Origin of the sequence: Arthrobacter sp. UCD-GKA, assembly GCF_001863355.1 — a bacterium.
In the GTDB taxonomy this organism is placed as follows: Bacteria; Actinomycetota; Actinomycetes; order Actinomycetales; family Micrococcaceae; genus Paeniglutamicibacter.
Genome location: NZ_MOLR01000004.1, coordinates 468,144 through 490,281, shown reverse-complemented (window position 1 = coordinate 490,281; position 22,138 = coordinate 468,144). Strand labels below are relative to the sequence as shown.

The window sequence follows — 22,138 nt, the reverse complement described above, 5'->3', positions numbered from 1 at the left end:
TTGCCGGACCGGATCCACCAAGTCGCGACAGACCAAGCGATGCGCATTCCCGGATCATGATTGAAGGAGAAACGTCAAGCTATGGAACGATCGTTTACAGGACCGCTACAGGGATTGCGTGTAGTGGAAATCGGAAGCATGGGCCCCGGCCCGTTCTGTGCGATGCTACTTGCGGATCTAGGTGCCGACGTCATTCGCATCGACAGAGCCCACGGAGCTTCCTTGCCGGGCCCTAATACCGACTTTCGTCTCGAAGTAATGAACCGCGGACGCCGTTCGATCGCAGTTGACCTCAAAAACCCCGAGGGCCGCGAAGTGGTCTTGAATCTCATCGAGAAGGCTGATGCCCTCATCGAGGGATTCCGTCCCGGCGTCACCGAACGCTTGGGCATTGGGCCCGACGATTGCTTGGCTCGCAACCCGAAGTTGGTCTACGGGCGAATGACCGGGTTTGGACAGGAAGGGCCGCTGTCGCAAGATGTCGGGCACGACATCAACTATGTGGCACAAAGCGGCATGCTTTCACTGATTGGGCGGCGGGACCAACCGCCAACACCGCCGCTTAGCCTCATCGGGGACTTCGGTGGCGGTGGGATGCTGCTGGCACTCGGGATTCTGTCCGCACTCTGGGAAACGCGTGCCTCCGGCAAAGGCCAGATCATAGACGCGGCGATGGTGGACGGTGCTGCCACCTTGGGAACTGCATTCTTTGGTTTTTCCCAGACCGGACACTGGAGTCCAGAACGGGGCGCCAATCTGGTGGACAGCGGAGCGCCGTTCTACGACGCTTATGCGACTTCAGACGGCCAATATGTGGCAGTCGGAGCCATCGAACCCGATTTCTATGCAGATCTACTGGGTGTTCTTGGCTTGGATCCCGAGGGATTGCCGGACCAATACGACCGAGCACGCTGGCCCGAACTTAAAGAAATCATGGCGCGCTCCTTCGCCACCCGTACACGTGATCAATGGGTTCGCGACGCAGCCGGGACAAACGCCTGCCTCACTCCTGTGCTGAGCGTTTCAGAGACCATGACGGACAAGCATTCCATGGCTCGTGATTCCTTTGTTGAGATCAATGGACTTCGCCAGCCCGCTCCAGCCCCGCGCTTCAGCAGGACACCTGCCATGATCGATGGCCCGCCACCGGTTCCGGGCGAGCACACCAGAGAAGCCCTGACCGACTGGGGCGTATCCGAAGAACGAATCAATTATTGGCTCAGCACTGGCGCCACCGTCGTTGCTGCTGCCGACCGCATTGAAGCTATCTGAGAGTTCCATTGAGTATTCGGCCACATGGTCGCCCAACTTAGGAGAAAGACATGAAGTGCACGCGGACCACCTACGAAACCCTGTTGATTGAGGAAGCCCTCCCCGGGGTCGCATTGGTGAATTTGAATCGTCCCGATCGCTACAATGCCATGACCAACACCATGTTCAGTGAACTCGAACAACTGGCCATCGAACTCAACGACGATGACGAACTGCGCGTCGTCGTCTTGACCGGGGCAGGCAAGGCGTTCTGCGCCGGGTTCGATCTGGCCGACGCCGATGCTCTGCCAAGCCTCGGTGCGCTGGGCATGCTCGACCAGCAAGAGCTGGCGGCTCGGGCCCTACTGGCGTTGCGTTCCATTCGTGTGCCACTCATCGGCGCAATCAATGGACCGGCCGCCGGTGGTGGACTTTCGCTGGCCCTTGCCGCCGATCTGCGACTGGCAGCCGATACCGCAAAGTTCAATGCCGCTTTCGTAAAGATCGGCTTGTCCGCCGGAGACCTTGGCACGTCTTGGTTGCTGACGCGCCTGATCGGCCCGGCCGCCACCAGTGAAATCTGCTTCACCGGCCGACTTGTTGGTGCTGCGGAGGCTGCCCAGTTGGGCCTTGTTAACAGTGTGAGTGAGCCTGGTGAGTTACTCAACGACGCGCTGGCTCTGGCCCAGTCGATCACCACTAATTCCCCCGGTGGTGTGCAGTTGTCGAAGCGGGCGCTGCAAGCCAACATGGAGATTTCTTCCTATGCGGCGGCACTGGAACTCGAAAACCGTGGTCAGGCCCTGCTCACGCGCACTAGCGACATGACCGAGGCGCTTGCAGCCTTCAAGGAAAAACGCTCTCCGGTTTTCACTGGCGCCTGAGACGCCCCCTAAGCAAAGGAATTAGCTCATGAAAATTGATATCCCCGTTATGGAAACCCTGACTCTGGAAGTGCTTCCGGGCGATATTGCGGTACTGCGCATGAACCGGCCAGACCGCATGAATTCACAGACCGTGAAGATGTTCACCGAATACAACACTGCGGCAATGGCGCTGCGCGACAGCGGCGCGCGGGCGTTGATCCTTACGGCCTCCGGAAAACGAGCCTTCTGCGCTGGTTTCGATCTGGACGAAATCGACGTGATTACCACCCTGAGCGTGCGTGAATTCCTCAAGTTCCAGGAGACTGCCACCGGTGGAATTCAGGCGTTGCGTCATCTGCCCTTCCCGGTTATCGCAGCGATTCATGGCCCAGCAACCGGTGGGGGACTGGCCCTGGCGTTATCGGCCGATATCAGGTTGGCCGCACCAACAGCCAAGTTCAGCGCAGCCTTCATCAAGGTGGGACTATCGGTCGGTGAACTCGGCACTTCCTACAACCTGACCCGCATTATCGGTCCGGCTATGGCGGCCGAGATTGGATACACCGGACGAATCGTCGAAGCCGAGGAAGCCGCCCGGATCGGATTGGTCAATCTCGTGGTGCCCACCGAGGATCTGTTCGAGGAGGCCCTCGCCATGGCCAAAACCATTGCTTCGAATTCCCCCGGTGGGGTGCGGATGTCAAAGCGGGCGATCCAGCGTAACCAGGAAGTCACCTCCTATGCCGCGGCCCTAGAGCTGGAAAACCGGGGGCAGGCCTTGATGTCGCGAACCGAAGACATGCCCGAAGCCTTGGCGGCTTTCAAGGAAAAGCGCGCACCGCAGTTCGTGGGACGGTGAATCGGCCATGGCATGGGATTGGACCACTGAAACACTCGCCTCCCTGGGCGAATTCCTCGAAGTCCGAGGTGTCATGGGGCGCACCGTTACGGCACGGCGCATTGGTGACGGGCACTCGAACCTGACTTATCTGGTCACCGACGGTCAAGAGCATGCAGTGGTGCGCCGGCCGCCGCCACCGCCCACCCCTCCTGGCGCGAACGACATGTTGCGCGAGGCACGCATACTTTCGGCGCTGGCAAACACCGGTGTTCCAGTTCCTCCGGTGCTCGCGACGGCGGATGCCGGGGAAGTGCTGGACGTGGCTTTCTACGTGATGGGGTTCGCCTCTGGACATGTCATCACCAGTTCCACGCCGGAACCGCTTGACACCCCTCAAGGCCGTCGTGAAATTGCCGAGTCAATGCTCGATACGCTCGTGAAACTCCATGCGATCGATCCGGCAGGTATCGGCCTCGATGATATTGGCAGGTCTGAGGGATTCAACGCCCGACACCTGCGCCGCATGGGCCAGTTGGTGGCGGACCCCGAGGGCAACCCGCCACCGCAATTCGCCGTCATCTATCAGTGGCTTGCCGCGAATGTTCCCGCCGAATCGGGAGCCGCCCTGATCCACAACGACTTTCGGATTGGCAACGTTGTGGTGGCCCAGAATGCTCCGGGCCGTATCGAAGCTGTCCTTGACTGGGAATTGGCCACGCTGGGGGACCCGCTTTTCGACCTAGGCTACTTCCTCTCTTCCATTCCGGAGCAGGGACAACAGCACACGCCTACGGAGGAACTGGGTGTTGCAATGCTCGAGGAAGGCTACCCCAGCAGGGCTGAGCTTGCCGAGAGATACGCACAAAAAACCGGCCAGGACCTTTCGGCGCTGCCTTGGTACACCGCCATGGCGTTGTGGAAGCTCGCGGTTCTCTACGAGTACTCACGACGCCGGGTAATTGAAGGTATCGGAGACCCCTATTATGCCGACCCCGCGCTGGTAACTGCCTTTCTTGAAGAAGCACACCGCACCGCGGGCTTGTCGGCCCCCAACTTCATCTAGACCCAACACGAGTAAGGGAGACGAAACAGTGCCACAGGAAAATGCCGTCCGCCAGGAATTCCATGATGAATTGGTAGCTCCGGATATCACCGGTGTACCCGATCGCTTCTTTGACCGTTTCATGTTCAATGGACATCCCACCGACGCAACTGCACCTTCGTTCATCTTGGGTTTGGGCATTTACCCGCCCAAGGACGTGGTGGATGGATTCTTTGTCTTCGTCGACGGCACCGAACAACGGAACCTGCGCTTCTCCACCGAGCTCAGCGACACGGATGGAAGCAATGCCGGGCCGTTGGCCTGGCAGACCATTGAACCGAACAAAACCTGGCGTCTGGTTTTGGGCGAGAATCCCAGCGGGGTGGAATGCGATCTCACATGGAACGCACGCACTCCCGCGTGGTTTGGTGATGTGGGAGTCAAAGAGGGGGATGTCGTCACTGCCTCCTTCGAGCATCTCTTCCAATCGGGGTACTACGAGGGCCATCTGACCGTTGACGGGGTGCGCCACTCGGTTGACGGCTGGTACGGCCAGCGCGACAGATCCCGAGGCGTGCGCACCATGAAGGGCGGGCAGGGGTTGCACATTTGGTATCAGGCACAGTTCCCGGACCGTTCGGTGGGTTTCCTGCTGGTGGAGGACCGCCAAGGAGGACGCATCCTGCTTGAAGGTGCGGTAATGCATGAGGACGGGACACTCGACACCGTGACAGATGTTCAGCACGATTTGGTATTCAACGAGGATCTGGACCTGGTCTCCGGAAAGGTAAAGGTGGATACCGAGAACGGTGCAAGCTACCTGATCGACGCCGATGCCACGGCCGGTGGAGGTTTTATGGCAGGTGCCGGTTATGGAGACCACCATGGCAAGAATCTTGGCCGTAACCATATGGAATCCGATGTCTTTCCTTTGGACGGTTCGGTCACACCAAAGACCGTGGACTCGGCCCTGACCGACCGCGTGGCGGCCTTCAACTGGAACGGCGTGGCAGGCACAGGCGTCTTCGAGTTCGCCCACACCCGTAGCAGTACCTATACCTACCGTCCCAGCCTGAAAGCCTGATTCATGGGGACAGGGGAAGGCCCCCCGCGCCTTGAAGCTCGGGAGGCCCGGAATTTCGAGACCCTTGATGAATTCCGGGCGGCCGTTGGTCAGTGTCTCGGAACGAGCTCATGGCACCACATTTCCCAGTCAATTATTAACGGGTTCGCGGCGGCAACAGATGATGACGAAAGGATTCACTTGGATCCCTTGGTTGCCGCCGCGACCCCGCTGGGTACCACAGTTGCGCACGGACTCTACACTTTGTCGCTTGGCCCCAAATTTCTGCACGAAGTCTATTCAGTGCGTGGTTATTCGCTGGCCCTCAATTACGGTTTCGACAAAGTTCGCTTTCTTGCCCCGGTTCCCGAGGGATCTCGTGTGCGCATGCACGCAGAGCTGACCGCTGTATCGCCACTTCGCGGCGGAAGCAGATTTTCGATTCTCCAGACATTCGAAGTCGACGGCTTCTCGGAACCGGTATGCGTTGCAGAGGGCATCGTCGCCTACTTCGACTAGAGGCAAAGGTAACGAAAAGGTCTTACCATTGCATTAGGTACAACCTAATGCTAGTTTTATGTGACTCGGATCATACTCGCGACTAGTTCGCCTCAGCTTTAGGCAGGAACCTTGAAGAACAAAGCGATCTACTCAGTATTTGCCCTGGCCATGGCAGTCTCACTTGCGGCCTGCGGAGGCGACTCGGGGGCTGCCGCTGGCGAAGACGGTCCTATCAGGGTGGCTATCGTCCCACCGGCCAGTGGTGCTCTTGCAGAGTTTGGAACTGGAGCCAAAGATGGCTGGCGCTATGCGGTGGAGGAAGTAAACGCTAACGGCGGAATCGACGGACGCCAGGTTGAACTGGTCATCAAGGACACGGACGGTACGGCTGCAAACACCTTGCAATCCGTACGTGAAGCAGTGACGCAGGACGGCATCAATTTCATTGGTGGCATCATGACATCCACCGAGCACGGCGCGGTCAATCAGCAGCTCGAGGGCCTCAACGCGTTGTCATTCAACTCGAACGGCAAGGATGATGCCTTGACCGCGGCAGACTGCAAGCCGAATGCTTTCCGTACGCTGGCGTCCAACGCCATGGACATCCGAGCCTTGGGTGACGCACTCACGGAACTTCCGGGCGAAAAGTGGGCCATTCAGGCGGTGGACTATTCTACTGGCCACGATGCCGCGAAAATCTTCCGCGAAGCAGCGAAAGCCGCGGGCAAGGAAGTAGTCCTTGAACAGTTCGCACCGTTGAACACCACGGAGTTCGGCACCTACATCACCAAATTGAAGGACAGCGGCGCCGACGCGCTCTTCTCCGTGGAATACGGTGCCGACGGAGTCGCCTTCATTAATCAAGCAGACCAGTTCAAGCTCATGGACCAATTCAAGACGGTCCTTGGGTTCAATATGGTCAGCGAGCCGCTCTTCGAGACTTTGGGCAATCGCGTACTGGGCTTCTACAACAACGTCGGGTACGACGTCAAGAGCGACAATCCCTTGAATCAGGAGTTCGTCAAGGGCTTCGAAGAGTTCCTCGGATCCAAGCCATACTATGTTCAGGCTGATGCGTACATCGCTGCGCAGACGCTGTTTGCTGGCATTGATGCCGCGAACAGCACTGAAACGGAAGCCGTGCGCGATGCCCTAAATGATCACAGCTTCGAGACGATCGTCGGGAACGTCACCATGCGTGGAGCGGATCATCAGCTACTGCGTCCGTCGTACCTGGGCAAGGTTGTCGAAGGTACGGATGGTCTGGAATTTGAAATTGCACGTTCCGCTGAAGGGTCTGTAACGTCGCCGGCACCGAGCGACTCATGCAAGATGTAAACGCGTTTCCCCCGCGCACGTTAGGAGCGGAATCATACCGATGATTGCACAACTGCTAAACGGCCTTGCATTAGGGTCCCTATACATGGTCCTGAGTTCCGGTCTTGCCATGATTTACGGACTGCGAGGTGTTACCAACTTTGCCCATGGTGCCTTGTATATGGCAGGGGCCTACATAGCCTTCAGTGTCAGCGCCAATGTGTCATTCTGGGCAGCTCTCATCGTGGCACCACTTTGTCTGGCGGTTATTGGCGTCGTCCTTGAGCTGGTCTTCTTCCGCAGGTTGCAGAAGCGAAACCATATCGAAGTTGGTCTCGTGACATTTGGCTTGGCGATGATTATTGAACGTGTAGTCGTTATCATCTGGGGCGAACAGACACATACCGTTGCGGCTCCAGATACCCTATCGGGATCGGTATCCGTGTTGGGCGTTGACTATCCCGCTTATCGGATTTTCGTGATCCTGGCGGCGATGGCATTGGCCGCAGCTTTGGTATTCTGGATTCGCTTCACGAAAACCGGCCTCTATATCCGGGCCGCAAGTCATGACGTTGAGACGGCTGCCGTTTTGGGGATCAACGTTGATCGCGTGAGCCTGATCGTGGTCAGTGTCGGGGCTGCACTGGCAGGACTCGCGGGGGCGCTGGCTGCCCCCTATGTGTCGGTGAACCCCGTCATGGGCGGAGGCATTCTCATTATTGTCCTGATTGTCGTCGTCATCGGCGGTGCCGGATCGATTGCCGGGGCGATGATCGCCGGACTGTCTCTTGGAATCCTGCAGACGCTCGGTGCCTCATGGCTGCCCGCAGTTGCAGTTCTCGTCCCATATGCGGCGCTAGTCGCAGTCCTACTGTGGAGGCCTGCTGGGCTGGCTGGAAAGAGGGTCTGACATGACCACCGAACAGACAACAAAACCTGGGAAGAACTCCGATGGAGTGAAAAAAGAGGTGTCCGCTCTGGGACTGACACGCCGCTCGGCTAGCAGAGCCGGGGTGATCGCGATAGCCGTTCTCTTGGTTGGACTCGCGGTTCCGCTGGTGCTGGTCAACCGCTATTACATGAGTCTGCTTCTCTCAGCGGTCATCTTGGCCCTGTTGGCGATCAGTATAGGCTTCCTTGCCCGACACCTCGGATTGGTCAGCCTAGGGCACACCGCGTTCTTCGGCGGGGCCGCCTACGCCACGGGAATCGCTGCAAGTCACTGGGGCTGGTCCCCACTCGTCGCGGCGGGGTTTGGTTTCATTTGCGGAGTCGCCATCGCCGTACTTATGGGTTCCCTCGTGGTCAGGGCCACCGGCATGGGATTTCTGATGTTGACTCTGGCACTGGCCCAAGCGCTCTATCAGTTCTCCATTCAGCCCGTGGCTCGTGATGTTACCGGAGCCTATGACGGGCTCCAGCTGCAGTTCGACCGAGAAGCCAACTTTTTGGGGATCACTACTTCACAACTCATGGTCCCAGGAGCCTTCTGGCCCATAGCATGGATTGTCCTTGTACTTGTTGTATACGGGTTGTGGGCGATTTCGAAGTCAAGGTTTGGTTCGTTGCTGGAGGGGATCAGGGAAAATGAGGAGCGGATGCGTTTCTCCGGCTTCTCCACCTACTTGCCACGACTCATGGCATTCACGATTTCCGGGACCGTCGCTTCGCTAAGTGGTGTGCTTTTCGTCCTCAATTCGCAGTACGTTTCACCAGAAAGCCTGGGATTCCTTCAAGCTGGCGATGCCTTGGTCGCCGCGATCATCGGTGGACTAGGCACTCTCCTTGGGCCAGTCATTGGTGCGCTGCTCTTCACCTTTGGAGAATCGTTCCTAAACACCGGCGGAAACCTACAACTCTACATGGGGGCGGTGCTTGTATTGGTGTTGGTTTTCATGCCTGGAGGCATTACTGGGTTGGTTAAGTCCTTGCGTGGACGCTTCGGACGAACGGGATCAAAGAAGGGAAAAGACCATGAAACTCTTTGAGGCAAAGGACGTGACTGTCCGCTACGGGGCTGTACGGGCGCTTGAAGAGGTGGCAATCGAAATCGAGCCAGGGGTCGTGCATGGTGTTATCGGGCCTAATGGGGCAGGAAAATCAACTTTCATCGATGCGCTCTCGGGTCGCCGTAAACTGACGCATGGAAAAGTACTCTATCGCGGTGATGATATTAGTACCCGACCAGTCGTGTGGCGTCGACGCCACGGAATCTCCAGATCATTCCAAAAGACCAGCGTATTTCCTTCGATGACCGTTCGAGAGCAACTCGACATGGTCGCTTGGCGGAATGACGAGGACAATCTGGATGAAATTGTTGAAGTACTGGGCCTTGGCAGCATTCTGGACATGGTCTGTTCCGAAATCGCGTATGGCACCCAGAGGTCCGTTGATTTGGCGATGGCGCTGATTGGCCGGCCCAGCGTGGTCCTATTGGATGAACCCTGCGCCGGCCTCGTAGCGGCGGAATCGATTCAGACGCTCAACCACATTCGGCATCTTTGCAAGATTCGTGACGTCGGTGCCATCGTTGTCGACCACAACGTCGAGGGAATTTTTGGTACCTGTGATGTTGTCACGGTGCTCAATCTCGGACAGGTCTTGACTACCGGGGATCCAGTATCTGTTCGGAAGAATCCTGACGTTGTCAGGGCATACTTGGGGAGCGCAGCATGAGCGCATTATTGGAATTTGAGAACGTGTATGCCTCTTATGCCGGTGCAATGGTCCTGCAGGACGTCTCCTTTCATATCGACGAAGGCGAATTTGTTGGTCTGGTTGGACGGAACGGAGCTGGAAAAAGCACCGCGCTGCAGTCGGTCTACGGCATCCCCCAAGTGAGGGGCACTATCCGTATCGATGGAAAGCCGGTGACCCGTAAACGGTATGCCCCCGCTGGGCTCGGGGTGAGTTTGGTGCCGCAGGACAAGGGGATCTTCCCAAATCTCTCGGTTGAAGAGAATCTTCTGTTGGGCCGGGCCGCAGGTCGAAGAAATGACTGGACTTTGGAGGGGGTTTACGAGCTTTTCCCAAACTTGGGGCGAGGTTCGAAACGACCAGGCACCGCGCTCAGCGGAGGAGAGCAGCAAATGCTTGCAATTGGCCGCGCGCTGATGGCTGGACCGCGCATGCTCCTGCTTGATGAGCCGACCGAAGGCTTAGCTCCCGTCATCGTGGACCAGCTGACGGATGCATTACGCGAAATTCATGGCCGTGGTGTGGCGATCCTGCTTGTGGAGCAGCATATTGGGATGATCCAGAAATTGACCAGTCGGTTTCTGGCGCTCCGCACAGGTGAATTGGCCGCAGAGGGAACTGTAGACATGCTGCATGATCGTGAAGTCCAGGAGATCATCGCGCTATAGGACGGAAAATGGGCTTGCCAGCCAATTGCGTGAATTGAAGGCAAATAGCGTGGACTTCGTGCAAAGTTGACCAGAACCGTGATCCACAGTCGGCTGGGAAGCTGATGAAAACTGTGCGGACATGGATTCCACTGTTTTGAATCCGAATTAGCTCACTTTGATCAGAGCTTCCAGTACATGCAGTCGAAATCTCATTGAGGTTATTCCTCAAAACAGATTTTTTATTGGAGCTTCGATAACCGATCGAGAATTAAAGGTCGAATAAAAATAACCAGATTTATAGACAGGTCTTTGTTGGTTCCCGAATTAACTTTAACTTATCTAAAATTGATTCTATTGAGATGTAACGCGCCGGTCGGATTGTCTTAGATGAGGGTTCCGCTAGCACGAACCGCTATTCGGCAACTGGCCAGAGGACCAGCTTCTGTGCGAATGCGAAGCCCTGAACGCAACCTTATGGAGGATTGATGAGCTGGACAACAATTGATAGGCAAATTGAAGTAATCTCGACTTGGATGGCAAGAGCTTCTGGTTTCTTTACTCTAGTTTTAATGGCCATAATGCTCGTCGATGTTGCAACGCGGCTCAGCACAGGAAGTTCACTGGCCGGAGCATTTGAGCTCTCAGAAACACTCGTGGTTCTAATCGTTTTCTTCGGTATCGCGTTCGTAGAACGCAGTGGTAACAACGTGCGTGTCACGGTTGTGACGGAACGACTTCCTGCTCGTGTCGCGAACCTGTTGCGAGCCGTCGGGACATTGGTAACCATGCTCGTAATTGTCTGGTTCGCCTATGCCACTTTCACCGAAGCAATCTCCTCTTACCAAATTCGAGAGTTTCATGTAGGCCTAGTGAACTTCCCTCTATGGCCGGCACGTGTGGTTGTCGTCTTGGGCTTCATTGCTCTGTTCTTCGAGTTCTTGGCGACGCTTGTCCGTCAAATTAGGGAGCTTTCACCAGACAAATATAAAAAAGTTAAGAAAATGGATTTGGAATCGAAAATTAAAATTGAGGTGGCGCAGTGAGTGCGGACGCGATTCTGATCATTGTTGGCATAGTGTTCTTGGTTTTGATGCTTATTGAGACACCTATCGCCTATACCCTCGCCGGCTCCGGTGCACTTGGTATCGTGCTGTTGAAAACTACCGGGGTTGCGACGGGAGCCATGGCTACAGTGCCATTCTCTGCCGTCAACAACTACAGCCTCTCAGTTATTCCGATGTACGTCCTCTTGGGCATGTTGGCTCTACATGGCCATCTGGCAACGCGGTTGTATGCCTTGGCGAGTCGCATGCTCGGCTGGCTGCCGGGCGGTTTGGGTGTAGCAACCGTAGCTGCCTGCGCTGGCTTTGCCGCAATCTCCGGTTCGAGCATCGCCACGGCTGCAACGATTGGTAAGTTGGCTACCGCAGAAATGCACAAGTATGGATACCCTAAGGCACTTGCGGGTGGCATTGTCGCTGCAGCCGGGACATTGGGTGTCTTGATTCCGCCGAGTGTGATCTTGGTCATGTATTCGATCATGGCCCAAGAGTCCATTGGACAGATGCTTGTCGCTGGAATTGTGCCTGGTGTTATCCTCGCCGTGGCATTTGCAGTGTACGTAGTGGTGCGCTTCCGGAGTGGAGCGCTCACTGAACAGCGTCCATTGATCGATGAATTGGCTGTGCTGGCGCATTCCGCAGGATCTGTAGCCACGCTGGAGTATCCGAACAATGTAAAACGTATCAACGTCGAGTCCGGACGTGTGCCGATCGGGAGTGTCGGCGGTGGGGTGAATACGACGCCTGATGACAGGCAGACAGCCAGTCCGGACACAACGTCTTGGCAGCAGGTGCGTGCTGTTCTGTGGATCGTTGTTATTTTTTCCGTAATCCTGGGTGGGATATTTACCGGTCTCTTTACAGTCATCGAATCTGCTGCGATTGGTGCTGCAGTGGCCATGGTCATGGTGTTTCTGGAAATCGGAATCCGGCGTGGTAGCGGGGTGTTCGAGAAAATCCAGCAAGCTTCTCTCGAATCAGTTGCTGTTGTCGGAATGGCATTCGCAATGCTTATCGGGGCCACGCTCTTGACCCGCTTCCTCGTGATGGCTCAGGTACCCGTTAGGTTAACCAACTGGATTTCCGATCTACCGGTTTCGCCACTACTTGTGGTCGCTTTGATTCTCCTGAGCTTGATTCCACTGGGGATGTTCCTTGAATCGCTGTCCATCATTCTTGTAGTCGTTCCATTGGTTGCACCGATTGTTGTATCACTCGGGTTCGATCCCATCTGGTTCGGAATTCTCTTTGTCATGATGGTCGAACTCGGACTTATCACGCCTCCTGTCGGCATGAATGTATTCGTTACTTCAACGACGTCAAAAATCCCGATCGAAACAGTTTTCCGTGGCACGATCCCATTCTTCTTTGTCGCTCTCCTTGTCGTAGCATTCTTCTTCTTTGTGCCCGATGTTGTCCTCTGGCTACCAGAACTACTCACTGAGTAGCAACGTTCAATTCCAAGACCCAACCAATTTAGTTTGATCAATTCTCACGAAAGGTACGATGATGAATCATTCGGGAAAAATGGCAGGTTTAGCCGTCGCGGCAGTCGCTCTGACCCTGACGGGATGCTCAGCCGATGCGAATGTGACAAAGACCGTTCAACTTAGCTACGCGAGCTTTGTCGATGAGCGGAACCCACACAGCCGAGCATTCCAAGCTTGGGCCGATGAGGTGACCGCCAGAACCAGTGGCGCAGTAAGCTTCGAAGCGCACTACAGCGGCGCACTTTGTGCAGCAGGAGAGATCGTCAGTTGCGTGGCGAACGGCACCGCTGATATGGGATTCAGCCCTGCCGGCTACGAACCTGCGCTCCTCCCGATCAGCACGTTCACATCCATCGGCTTTGTTACTCGTGATCTCCAGGCCCAGGCGGATGCTGCCACCGTCCTTTTTGAAGAATCTACGGATCTGAATGAAGAATGGGAAAGGGCAGGAATCCAACCAATTTTCCACACTCCCAGCAACCCATACGTCGTTGCAACTTCGAAGGAATTGTCTTCGCTGAGTGAGTTTTCAGACCTTAGCCTGCGTGCTTCCGGTGATGGTGCCATTGCACTCAATGAACTCGGGGCTAATCCAGTTGCAATGAGTATTGCTGAATCCTATGAATCGATTGAGCGTGGTGTTATATCCGGTATCAATACATCGATTGACGGTCTCGCGACGAGCCGAATTTATGAGGTCGCACCAAAAATTTATGACGTGGGTGAATTCTGGGGCAACGGAATGATCTTGCACACCATGATCAACAAGTCTGTATGGGACGGACTCGATCCAGAGACACAGGAAATCATGGAGGAGACCGCAAAATCAGTTAGCGGCCAGTTTGTACAGGATTTTTCTGTTCCGGGTGCGGAAGCTGACTGCCAGGTACTAATCGATGCAGGCGCGCGAGTCTACTCGATTGGTCCGGAAGATAAGGGAGCTTCTTGGGCAGCGAGTGCCCAAGAAGCCCAAATTGGAGACTGGATGAAGAACGGTGGGAGTGCGCTGCAAGACGCTGGCTCCCTGATCAACGAATTTAAGAAACTTGTCGCTGAACGTGCAAATGAGACTGAATCATTTTCGCCTGCAGGCACTTGCAAGAAGTTGCAGGACCAGTAGTTAAATCTCAACAAAAATTCTTCATTGAAGGGAACGAAACAGATGGAACACGATGTTAGGACCTTGCGCGGACGCAGAGCAGATCAGCGCTGGAACAGGGTGTCCGTGGGAGATCTCTTGGAGCGTGTCACGTGGAGCACCCCCGATAAAGTTGCCCTAGTTGGTTGCGAAGGAGCCTATTCCGATGCCCGCTTCCATCGTGTCACTTATAGCGAAGGAGATCAGATCGCGAATCAGATTGCGCACGCACTTTTAGCCGAAGGGCTAGAACCTGGTTCGCGAATCTTGCTCTATTGCGATAATTCGGTCGAGGCCATGTTGACAATGATTGGCATTGCCAAGGCCGGCATGGTTGCGGTGCCAGTCAACCCGCTACTGGCCCCCGATGTATTGAAGTGGGCCATGGGTCACGCAGAGATCTCGCTGGCCATCGTGGATGCAGGACTTTTCCCTAGGGTCGCTGAAACGTTTAGGGAATTTGGCCTGCATCCGCGGGTGTCGATTGCCCTCGACGCCGGACCCGTCAAAGATACTTCTTCATTTGGCGACTGGATTGACGGACAGCCCAAGACTGAGGTTGGAGTATCTGTGCATGGTGATGATGTTTGGGCTTTGGTCTTTACGTCAGGAACGACCTCCATGCCGAAAGCATCAATGATGACCCACACGTATTCCTATATGTCATCATTTGCCTATGCAATGTCACTGACTCGGGGCCTAAAGCACGAGACTGATTTGGTGGCCTGTACCTTCATGCCAATCATTTATCACTGTGGACATAACTCCACGCCGCTGCCGGCATTCATCTCCGGTGGAACCATCGTCTTGGGGCGGCGACCGGACGCCGTCAAGCTTGCGGCCGCGGTGACACAAGAACGAGTGACCGCAGCGTGGCTGGGTTCTCCGATGTGGGTTGAAAAATTGATCGAGGTGGCGGAACAAGACTCCAGGGGGGTCGACCTCTCCAGCCTTTGTGTCGCGATGTTTGCTTGGGGTGCCATGCGCCCCGATATTTCTGAGAGACTCGATAGAATCTGTGGCGAACAGGTTCAAATGCTTGAGGTTTTCGGACAAACTGAAGCAATGTCTTGCTTCAGATTCTGGCCTGGACGGTCACCTGAGAAACACCAAGAGTCCATTCGAGGGGTTAACCACGTTGGCGTCCCAAACCCACTTCTTGCCGCAGATATTCACGATGCAGAAGGAAATAGTCTTCGGGGAAAACCAGGAATCCCCGGAGAAGCTGTTTATCGAAGCCCGGTAATCACTGCAGGTTACTACAAAGATGAGCAGGCTACAGCAGAAGCCTTCCGCGATGGTTGGTTTCACTCCGGTGATAGCTGCGTCTTCACGGAAGACGGGACGCAGATTATGGTTGATCGCTTCAAAGACATCGTGAAGTCAGGGGGTGAAAACGTCTCGAGTATGCGCGTTGAGGGCGTCTTGTCAGGACATCCCGCCGTTGAGCGGGTGGCTGTTATCGGCCTTGAAGATGAAAAATGGGGCGAAGTTGTCACTGCTGTTGTTGTTGCGCGAAAGAACACGAAAGTGGACGAGTCCGAACTTATTGCCTACTCGCGCGAACATCTGGCTGGGTTCGAAGCTCCGAAACGTGTGATTGTAATCGACGATATGCCGGCCACCGTAGGCGGAAAGATTATGAAGTTTCGCTTGCGAGAAATGATTAATGCAGCAGTGAATCCAACCTGAGGCAACGAGGCGACTCCAAAATAATGACGCATCATGGTTCTCGGTCCCAGTAACTGGTGAATCCAAGAACCATGATGCGTTGGAATTTTCCTGACTGGACAGCCCCAGAAATCATCTTGGTGCCCTCATGTTCTTAAACTGAAGTCATGTTAGAGAATTGCCCCGGTTTCGATTCGGATGGTGTCGTGGATGATCCGGCCCATGATAGGGTCTGCCTGGACGCCAGACCCGAGCCGCAGGTGCCAGTTCTTCTGCGGACACTACGTGCAGATAACCTTCGAGGTCGAGCCGTAACAGAGTTCCTTGGGCTCGAGCCGCTTGGGGAGACGCTTCCCGGTGGTGCGCTCCGACGACAGCTCGTCGGTCGTCGGCAAGATTGAGTCCGCCGTGCTCTTACAGAGTTTTGCGGTGCCCAGTAGCCCATCCGGAGCAGTCAGAGCTATCTATCTAGGTTGGGCCGGCTCACGTCGTGGGTCGGCCACCCCAGCGGCGGCAAAGTGGCTCCCAGCAATGCCACCGGTGGCTCCCATAGAGAGTATTCGCGTTTTCCGGGGATGGTCCCCACGCGCAATATTGCTGGTACCCAAAGTAGCAATACCCAATCCGCCTTGCTAATGTCAATATGCTCGCTGCTAAATAGCGTCTCTTGGTATGTGATCTCTCAGAACATCGTTTACAACATCACTCAGGACATCGCTTACAGGATCTCTCAAGACATCGCTGACAGGTAGCAACTGCATGGCAGACCCGGATCTGACCTCAGGTTATTCGATAATAATGGGTGTCAAATACATTATCGGCGTCGGTACGCCGTCAAATCATTGAGTTCGATCCGGGTCTGCCAGACTCCCTCAGTATCTCGCAATTATGCGATCAACTGGGCATCAGCCGACCGTCCTATTACAAAGTCAAGAAACGCTATATCGCCGAAGGCAACAAGGCGCTGAACCCGCATTCCAGGGCTCCGAAGAGCCCGGCGAGGACTTACGGGGAGCCAACCAAGGAATTGGTGTTGCGGATCCGTCAACGCATGGCCAAAGCCGGTTGGGACCACGGCCCGCAATCAATCTGGTTCGAAGGTGTGGACTCCGGAGAATTTGGGGACCAGGTCCCGTCGGTGGCAACCATTGGACGAATCCTCGCCGAATCGGGCGTCACCAAAACCAACCCCCGAAAGCGACCGCGCAGTGCGTGGATGAGGTTCTCTCGGTCATATCCGATGGAGATGTGGCAGCTCGATGGGTTGGAATATCGGCTCTTCGACCAAGACGGCACCAAGGCAACGATCTACCAGCTCTTGGATGATGGAACCCGTTTTGATGTTGGGTCACTTTGCTTTGAACGACCCGAAAACAGCGAAGACGCGATCTCCACGTTGCGTGCAGCCTTCGACGAATACGGGGTTCCGCAGGAGCTTTTGACTGACAACGGACTCTCTTTCAACCAGGCCCGTCGTGGAAAGATTAGTAGCACAGAGATCTTCCTAGCCGAGCGTGGTTGTCGGGGCATCACGGGCCGTATTTGGCATCCAGAAACCCAAGGATTATCCCGGGCATTTCGTTATCCCGAGCTTGCCGCGAAATCCCCTTGCTGCATTGGATTTCTTGAGGCCTTCCTCGGGATAACACAGCGGGACTACGCTGACTCACCCTGTTCACATTCACAAGAGGTGAGGAAGAAATGATTACCCCCATTGCCGAGCTGGTCTCGAAGGCCGATACCGAGATCCTCAGGCTCAATCATGCAGCTTCGACGCTGATGCAGTACCGGTGGGCTTGGCACAGGTTTGAGGTGTTCTGCTCCGAGAATGGAATCAGCGAGCTCACTGACGAAGCCCTGGTGTCGTACCTGCGGTTCCTGACAACCGAACGAGCCGAGGGCCGGTTCAAGGAATGGAAATACAAGCTCCTGCGCAAGACTGCCCTGGTGTTGGCGGAGGTCAATCAAACCGGAACCTACCGGTGGAAGATCTCCAAGCACGCCACCCCGAACGATCGGCTCAACAACGTGTTTCGCCCGGTCCAGGAGCACTTCGAAGCGTGGCTGACCCACCAGTCCCTGGCCCAAGCCACCCAAGACCTGCATGCAACGGTTGCTCGCCGAACGCTGGCATCGTGGCAAGGCCAGGGAACCACGGACCTGGGCGCGTTGGCCGGTGCCGACGTGGCCTCGGCTTTGGTTTCACTGGCGGAAAGTTACCAGCTTGGCAGCATGAGGACGGTGCTCTCCGCGATGCGGGTGCTGTGTCGCTTTCTTGAAGAATCCGCGGGATGCTCAGGGCTCGTACGGGCAGTGCCGAGGAGTGGTGCACGGCGCGTGAGACATGTGTCTGCGCTTCCCGCCGAGAAAATTGGGTTGATCGCAAACTCTCCTGATCCAGGCACTGTCAGCGGAAGACGCGACCGGGCCATGCTGCTGCTGGGCGCCCGCACCGGGTTACGCCCCGTCGACATCGTCGCCCTGCGCCTGCAGGACATCGACTGGAGACACGGACACATCACCTTGGCGCAACACAAGACGGGGACGCTGCTGATCCTGCCGCTGCTGGCCGACGTCGGGGAGGCCATCGCCGACTACCTGCTCCACAACAGGCCCACCGGGGTCAACGATGAGCACGTGTTCCTGAGGACCCAGGCCCCTTACGTTGCCTTGGCGCCTTCGAATGGCCTGCACCACATGGCTGCCGGTGCCTTTTCCCGGACGGGCCTCGATTCCCAGCCCGAGATGGGGCACGGTTTCCGTGTGCTGCGGGCATCCCTTGCCACCAGGATGCTCGAAGCCGGCACGCCGCTGCCGGTGATCTCCGGGGCGCTGGGCCACCGGGGCATTTCCTCGGCGAAGCACTACTTGGCCGCCGACGAGGAACGCATGCGCGAATGCTGCCTGGACTTCGTGGGGATCGAGCCGAAAGAGGCACGGCCATGAATGGGTTTGCCAGCGGCTTGGCCCCCCAGATCCAGGGATTGCTGGAGCTCAAGCACGCGATGGGGTTGCCGTATGACACCTCGGAACGGCATTTGTTGGCCTTCGACACCATGTGTTCCCAGCGCTATCCAACCCAAGCCACCCTCTCGAAGGACATGGCCATGGAATGGGTGGTGAAACGTCCCGATGAGCACGTCAACGGCCAGATGCGACGGATCAGCCCGGTCAGGCAGCTCGCCAAATACATGGCCTCGGTGGGAGCCGAAGCCTATGTCATCCCGAAAGGCATTCCCGGGCGGCAAGTCCATTACCGCCCGCACATCTTCTCCCACCGGGAGCTGCGGGCACTTTTCGATGCCGCCGACACGATTCAGCCGACGCCGTATGGCGGCCGGCGCGAGCTGATCATTCCGGTGATGTTCCGGATGCTTTACTGCCTGGGCCTACGCCCGGGCGAAGCAAGGAAACTCCACCGCAACGATGTCGACCTGGCCCACGGCTCGGTGATGATCCGCGAGTCCAAGGGACACAAGGACCGGATGGTGTTCCTGTCACCGGACCTGCAGGAGTATTGCCGCCAATACGACGCAGCAATCAGCTCCCACCACCCGGACCGGATCCCTTTCTTCCCCAACCACCAGGGAAACTTCTACAGCAATGCAACCCCGGAATGCTGGTTCCACGAGCTGCTGTCCGCCGCCGACCCGCTCATCACGGCGAGCCCCGGTTCCCCTCCGCGCCCCTACGACCTGCGCCACGCGCACGTCATCGAAGTGATCAACAGGGGCGTGCTCGCCGGGAAGAGCCCGGAGGCGTTGGTCGCCTATCTGAGCCTACATTTGGGGCATAGCAACACGGAAGATACCTGGTATTACTTCCATCTGGCCGCCGACTTCCACCCCGAACTGCGCGGCATCGCCAACACCAGCATCGAATCCATGTTCCCGGAGGCACACCATGAAATCCGATGATTTCTTCACCCTGGTCCGAAGCTGGTTGACGATCTATCTGCCCCGGTCGCGCCGGCTCAGCCCACACACCATCCGCTCCTACAAAACGGCACTGAACACCCTCCTGGAGTTTCTTGGCGAAACCCGGTCCCTGAAGCTGGAACAGGTCGGCTTCGACGCGATCACCTACAGCAGCATGTCCGAGTTCATCGCGTGGATCACGGATGCCCGGCACCTGAGTGCCGCCTCGGCGAACCAACGGCTGGCCGCTATCAAGTCCTTCCTGTCGTACTGCGCCGGAGAAGAACCGGCACTCGTAGCGACCTGGTTGGACGTCAAAAGGGTCCGCCCCGCACGGGCACCGGAGCGGGCACCGGATGCACTGGGTATGGAAGCGGTGGAGGCGTTGATCCGGGCGCCGGGGCAACAAACCGCCCACGGGCTGCGGGACACCCTGCTGATCTTGCTGATGTTCGACGCCGCGGCACGCATCCAGGAAGTTCTGGACCTCACCCCTGCCGACATCGTCACCACGGCGGGACACGGCGCGGTGACACTGACCGGCAAGGGGTGCAAGACACGAACGGTGCCGATCATGGACAAGACTGGGCGCCACCTGGAGCAATACCTGAAGATGTTCCACCCGGCCCCGGTCGGCCCGGGTGCGTGGTTGTTCTATACGGTTTGGGCCGCAGAGCGGCATCAGATGAGCCAGGACAACGTCGCCTACATGCTCAACAAGTATGCGACCATCGCCCGGGAGCAATGCCCCGAGGTCCCCAAGCAGGTCCATGCCCACCAGCTGAGGCACGCGCGTGCCATGCAGATGCTGCGTGCCGGGGTGCCCCTGCCGCATATCAAGGAATTCCTGGGCCACGCAAATATTTCCACCACCGAAATCTATGCCTCGGCAGATAACCAGATGGTGCGCGAGGCCATCCAAAGGGCTGCCGGCACAGCTCCCGACCTCGCCCCGATCTGGAAAGGACCCGATGATTTGATTCTCCGGCTCGCTGGACTCAAGTAGTTATCCCGAGGAAGGCCTCAAGAAATCCAATGCAGCAAGGGGATTTCGCGGCAAGCTCGGGATAACGGAATGCCCGGGATAATCACGGGGCCGATTCGATCTGGCCGGCACGATCGCCGTTTGGTAATGCTCAGCGAGCTGGCGGTAGGACTTGGTCACCACCACCTCGTTGTCCGCCCGGGTGCGCTTATGGGTCGCGGTGCGAGCATTATCCGGGACGATCAGCTGCGGAACCCCGCCGATGAACGCCAGCGCGTTCACGTGCGCCTGATTCCAGGCTTCCTGCTTCATGTTGCTGAACGCCTGGCAAAACACCAACCCGGAATACGGCAGCGAAGCGACGAAGAAGTACGCCTTGCTGACTTCCCCGGTCACGGCGTCCACGACCGGCAGGGTCGGACCGACCCAGTCCACAAACATTGCCTTGCCCGGTTCATGTTGCAGTGTGGCCACGACGTCGGTGACGGCGGCGAACCGGTTGAATAGTTCGCAGTATTGCGAGTAACTGTATTTCTTCCGCTCGCTGGTTGAGCCGAGGTATTTCACCCAACCCTGCTGCAAGGTGAAAAACCGGTTGTGCTTCATCTCTTCGACGATCGATGCGAAATGCGGGTCCGCATAGTCCTGGGAAACGGTCTTGCGCCCGTCTGGGAAGAGCTGCCCAATATCCGCTGCTGTCATTGACGCAAAACGGTCGGCAGTAATGCCGGCAGCCTTGATGGCTTTATTTACGGTCGAGACATCACGATGCGAGCAACCTGCCGACGCGGTGATTTCTTGATAGGTCCGGCCCTTGAAAACCAAGGACATGATGGCTTGATAATCCACCAAGGTATTTCTCCTCTGATCTGGTCGCCGCACCGTGTTGTGTGGCGACCAGTTCAGACGATCACGAAAACCCCCAAGGCACTACCATGTATCCGGAACGAAACTACCAAGTCGCCAGAACAGCATACCCTCTGGCGCTATTCAGCACTCGCGAAATAATCCTGCATACGTCAACTAATTTGCTCGGCACGGCAAATAAGGCATCCTCGGGCTTGCACGCATCTTGGCCCGGTTGATGAGCTGGTTCTGGTTGGCATTGATGCGGCGGGTGAAGACCGTCGGATTCAACCCCTGGACGTCCGCGAGGGCCTCGGCATGCTCCGGGTCCATGGCCTCCAGATCCACGATGTGTTGGTCCGCGGTCCGCGGCTTGTCGTAGGTGCGTTTCCTGCGACCTGAACGCGCCGCGCCGTAGCCACTGGCCTTGACCATCGGCAGCAGGTGGTTCTTGCGCAGGTTCACCAGCTCCCACAACTCGTTCTGCAGGGCCATTTTCCCGGGCCCCTCGTAGCGGAACCTGAAGACGTGGCGGCGGACCCAGTCCCGGTTGCGCTGCTCGACATGCACATTGTCTTTAACTTATATGCTCGTGCCCTAGTCAGGTCAATGTTTCGATCCTGCGCCCACTCGATGAGCTGGGTATTGATGAACTCACCACCATTGTCTACACTGAGCCGAATCGGATTTGCTTCGATTATTCAGGAAGCTTTTCGGCGGCAGTGGACCGCTATGGGAGTTGTACCTTGCGAATTTCGACTTGTTTGGAAGCCGCTCTTCGGCACTGCACGTCTTTGTTAGG

At 56.7% G+C, this 22,138-nt stretch carries 20 protein-coding genes and 1 pseudogene; 19 read left to right on the top strand and 2 right to left on the bottom strand.

Annotated elements, in window-relative coordinates:
• The first annotated feature begins 81 nt into the window (after positions 1-81).
• From BLJ79_RS08555 to BLJ79_RS08465, 19 genes and pseudogenes are all read left to right on the top strand, one after another.
• On the top strand, positions 82-1,272 hold the full coding sequence (locus tag BLJ79_RS08555) for a CaiB/BaiF CoA transferase family protein (RefSeq protein WP_071214278.1): 1,191 nt from the start codon (positions 82-84) through the stop codon (positions 1,270-1,272).
• A 50-nt stretch (positions 1,273-1,322) separates the two neighbouring features.
• The gene (locus tag BLJ79_RS08550) at positions 1,323-2,135 is read left to right on the top strand and encodes an enoyl-CoA hydratase/isomerase family protein (RefSeq protein ID WP_071214277.1); all 813 of its coding nucleotides are present in this window, start codon (positions 1,323-1,325) and stop codon (positions 2,133-2,135) included.
• A 28-nt stretch (positions 2,136-2,163) separates the two neighbouring features.
• A complete protein-coding gene (locus BLJ79_RS08545) occupies positions 2,164-2,976 on the top strand; it encodes an enoyl-CoA hydratase/isomerase family protein (protein WP_071214276.1) in 813 nt (270 codons plus the stop codon).
• A gap of 7 nt (positions 2,977-2,983) precedes the next feature.
• Entirely contained in the window at positions 2,984-4,021 is a 1,038-nt protein-coding gene (locus BLJ79_RS08540; protein ID WP_071214275.1) for a phosphotransferase family protein, read from the top strand.
• 28 nt (positions 4,022-4,049) lie between these two features.
• Positions 4,050-5,084 carry an Rv3169 family protein gene (locus tag BLJ79_RS08535; RefSeq protein WP_071214274.1) on the top strand — a complete coding sequence of 345 codons (1,035 nt, stop codon included), beginning with the start codon at positions 4,050-4,052 and terminating at the stop codon, positions 5,082-5,084.
• A 3-nt stretch (positions 5,085-5,087) separates the two neighbouring features.
• Positions 5,088-5,582 carry a MaoC family dehydratase gene (locus BLJ79_RS08530; RefSeq protein ID WP_071214273.1) on the top strand — a complete coding sequence of 165 codons (495 nt, stop codon included), beginning with the start codon at positions 5,088-5,090 and terminating at the stop codon, positions 5,580-5,582.
• 111 nt (positions 5,583-5,693) lie between these two features.
• A complete protein-coding gene (locus BLJ79_RS08525) occupies positions 5,694-6,902 on the top strand; it encodes an ABC transporter substrate-binding protein (RefSeq protein ID WP_083411124.1) in 1,209 nt (402 codons plus the stop codon).
• Between the two features lie 40 nt (positions 6,903-6,942).
• A complete protein-coding gene (locus BLJ79_RS08520; protein WP_071214271.1) occupies positions 6,943-7,791 on the top strand; it encodes a branched-chain amino acid ABC transporter permease in 849 nt (282 codons plus the stop codon).
• Position 7,792: 1 nt separating this feature from the next.
• On the top strand, positions 7,793-8,869 hold the full coding sequence (locus BLJ79_RS08515) for a branched-chain amino acid ABC transporter permease (protein WP_071214270.1): 1,077 nt from the start codon (positions 7,793-7,795) through the stop codon (positions 8,867-8,869).
• Positions 8,856-9,557, top strand: a complete 702-nt coding sequence (locus BLJ79_RS08510) for an ABC transporter ATP-binding protein (RefSeq protein ID WP_071214269.1) — start codon at positions 8,856-8,858, stop codon at positions 9,555-9,557. Before BLJ79_RS08515 ends, BLJ79_RS08510 begins: the two co-directional genes overlap by 14 nt.
• Positions 9,554-10,246 (top strand): ABC transporter ATP-binding protein, encoded by a 693-nt coding sequence (locus tag BLJ79_RS08505; protein ID WP_071214268.1) that lies wholly within the window; start codon positions 9,554-9,556, stop codon positions 10,244-10,246. Before BLJ79_RS08510 ends, BLJ79_RS08505 begins: the two co-directional genes overlap by 4 nt.
• A gap of 467 nt (positions 10,247-10,713) precedes the next feature.
• Entirely contained in the window at positions 10,714-11,271 is a 558-nt protein-coding gene (locus BLJ79_RS08500) for a TRAP transporter small permease subunit (RefSeq protein WP_083411123.1), read from the top strand.
• On the top strand, positions 11,268-12,737 hold the full coding sequence (locus BLJ79_RS08495) for a TRAP transporter large permease (protein WP_083411122.1): 1,470 nt from the start codon (positions 11,268-11,270) through the stop codon (positions 12,735-12,737). The genes BLJ79_RS08500 and BLJ79_RS08495 overlap by 4 nt, the downstream gene beginning before the upstream one ends.
• Before the next feature lie 58 nt (positions 12,738-12,795).
• The gene (gene dctP, locus BLJ79_RS22350) at positions 12,796-13,899 is read left to right on the top strand and encodes a TRAP transporter substrate-binding protein DctP (protein ID WP_083411121.1); all 1,104 of its coding nucleotides are present in this window, start codon (positions 12,796-12,798) and stop codon (positions 13,897-13,899) included.
• 42 nt (positions 13,900-13,941) lie between these two features.
• Positions 13,942-15,609: an AMP-binding protein gene (locus BLJ79_RS08485; RefSeq protein ID WP_071214265.1), complete on the top strand. Its 1,668-nt coding sequence runs from the start codon at positions 13,942-13,944 to the stop codon at positions 15,607-15,609.
• Between the two features lie 781 nt (positions 15,610-16,390).
• A pseudogene (locus BLJ79_RS08480) lies at positions 16,391-17,152 on the top strand (helix-turn-helix domain-containing protein); the annotation flags it as partial.
• A 137-nt stretch (positions 17,153-17,289) separates the two neighbouring features.
• Complete coding sequence (locus BLJ79_RS08475; protein ID WP_071214263.1) at positions 17,290-18,534, top strand: tyrosine-type recombinase/integrase; 1,245 nt, start codon at positions 17,290-17,292, stop codon at positions 18,532-18,534.
• Positions 18,531-19,505, top strand: a complete 975-nt coding sequence (locus BLJ79_RS08470) for a tyrosine-type recombinase/integrase (protein ID WP_071214262.1) — start codon at positions 18,531-18,533, stop codon at positions 19,503-19,505. Before BLJ79_RS08475 ends, BLJ79_RS08470 begins: the two co-directional genes overlap by 4 nt.
• A complete protein-coding gene (locus BLJ79_RS08465; RefSeq protein WP_071214261.1) occupies positions 19,492-20,511 on the top strand; it encodes a tyrosine-type recombinase/integrase in 1,020 nt (339 codons plus the stop codon). The genes BLJ79_RS08470 and BLJ79_RS08465 overlap by 14 nt, the downstream gene beginning before the upstream one ends.
• Here BLJ79_RS08465 and BLJ79_RS08460 read toward each other — a convergent pair whose 3' ends face one another.
• Together BLJ79_RS08460 and BLJ79_RS08455 are read right to left on the bottom strand one after the other, a co-directional pair.
• Positions 20,512-21,339: a DDE-type integrase/transposase/recombinase gene (locus BLJ79_RS08460; RefSeq protein ID WP_139194781.1), complete on the bottom strand. Its 828-nt coding sequence runs from the start codon at positions 21,337-21,339 to the stop codon at positions 20,512-20,514.
• Positions 21,340-21,513: 174 nt separating this feature from the next.
• Positions 21,514-21,906, bottom strand: a complete 393-nt coding sequence (locus BLJ79_RS08455; protein WP_071214259.1) for a hypothetical protein — start codon at positions 21,904-21,906, stop codon at positions 21,514-21,516.
• Between the last annotated feature and the right edge of the window lie 232 nt (positions 21,907-22,138).

Bases quoted from the DNA above. Each gene is read 5' to 3' on its own strand.
- BLJ79_RS08555 (WP_071214278.1), top strand. From the start codon at position 82: ATGGAACGATCGTTTACAGGACCGCTACAGGGATTGCGTGTAGTGGAA.
- BLJ79_RS08550 (WP_071214277.1), top strand. From the start codon at position 1,323: ATGAAGTGCACGCGGACCACCTACGAAACCCTGTTGATTGAGGAAGCC.
- BLJ79_RS08545 (WP_071214276.1), top strand. From the start codon at position 2,164: ATGAAAATTGATATCCCCGTTATGGAAACCCTGACTCTGGAAGTGCTT.
- BLJ79_RS08540 (WP_071214275.1), top strand. From the start codon at position 2,984: ATGGCATGGGATTGGACCACTGAAACACTCGCCTCCCTGGGCGAATTC.
- BLJ79_RS08530 (WP_071214273.1), top strand. From the start codon at position 5,088: ATGGGGACAGGGGAAGGCCCCCCGCGCCTTGAAGCTCGGGAGGCCCGG.
- BLJ79_RS08520 (WP_071214271.1), top strand. From the start codon at position 6,943: ATGATTGCACAACTGCTAAACGGCCTTGCATTAGGGTCCCTATACATG.
- BLJ79_RS08515 (WP_071214270.1), top strand. From the start codon at position 7,793: ATGACCACCGAACAGACAACAAAACCTGGGAAGAACTCCGATGGAGTG.
- BLJ79_RS08510 (WP_071214269.1), top strand. From the start codon at position 8,856: ATGAAACTCTTTGAGGCAAAGGACGTGACTGTCCGCTACGGGGCTGTA.
- BLJ79_RS08505 (WP_071214268.1), top strand. From the start codon at position 9,554: ATGAGCGCATTATTGGAATTTGAGAACGTGTATGCCTCTTATGCCGGT.
- BLJ79_RS08500 (WP_083411123.1), top strand. From the start codon at position 10,714: ATGAGCTGGACAACAATTGATAGGCAAATTGAAGTAATCTCGACTTGG.
- dctP (WP_083411121.1), top strand. From the start codon at position 12,796: ATGATGAATCATTCGGGAAAAATGGCAGGTTTAGCCGTCGCGGCAGTC.
- BLJ79_RS08485 (WP_071214265.1), top strand. From the start codon at position 13,942: ATGGAACACGATGTTAGGACCTTGCGCGGACGCAGAGCAGATCAGCGC.
- BLJ79_RS08475 (WP_071214263.1), top strand. From the start codon at position 17,290: ATGATTACCCCCATTGCCGAGCTGGTCTCGAAGGCCGATACCGAGATC.
- BLJ79_RS08470 (WP_071214262.1), top strand. From the start codon at position 18,531: ATGAATGGGTTTGCCAGCGGCTTGGCCCCCCAGATCCAGGGATTGCTG.
- BLJ79_RS08465 (WP_071214261.1), top strand. From the start codon at position 19,492: ATGAAATCCGATGATTTCTTCACCCTGGTCCGAAGCTGGTTGACGATC.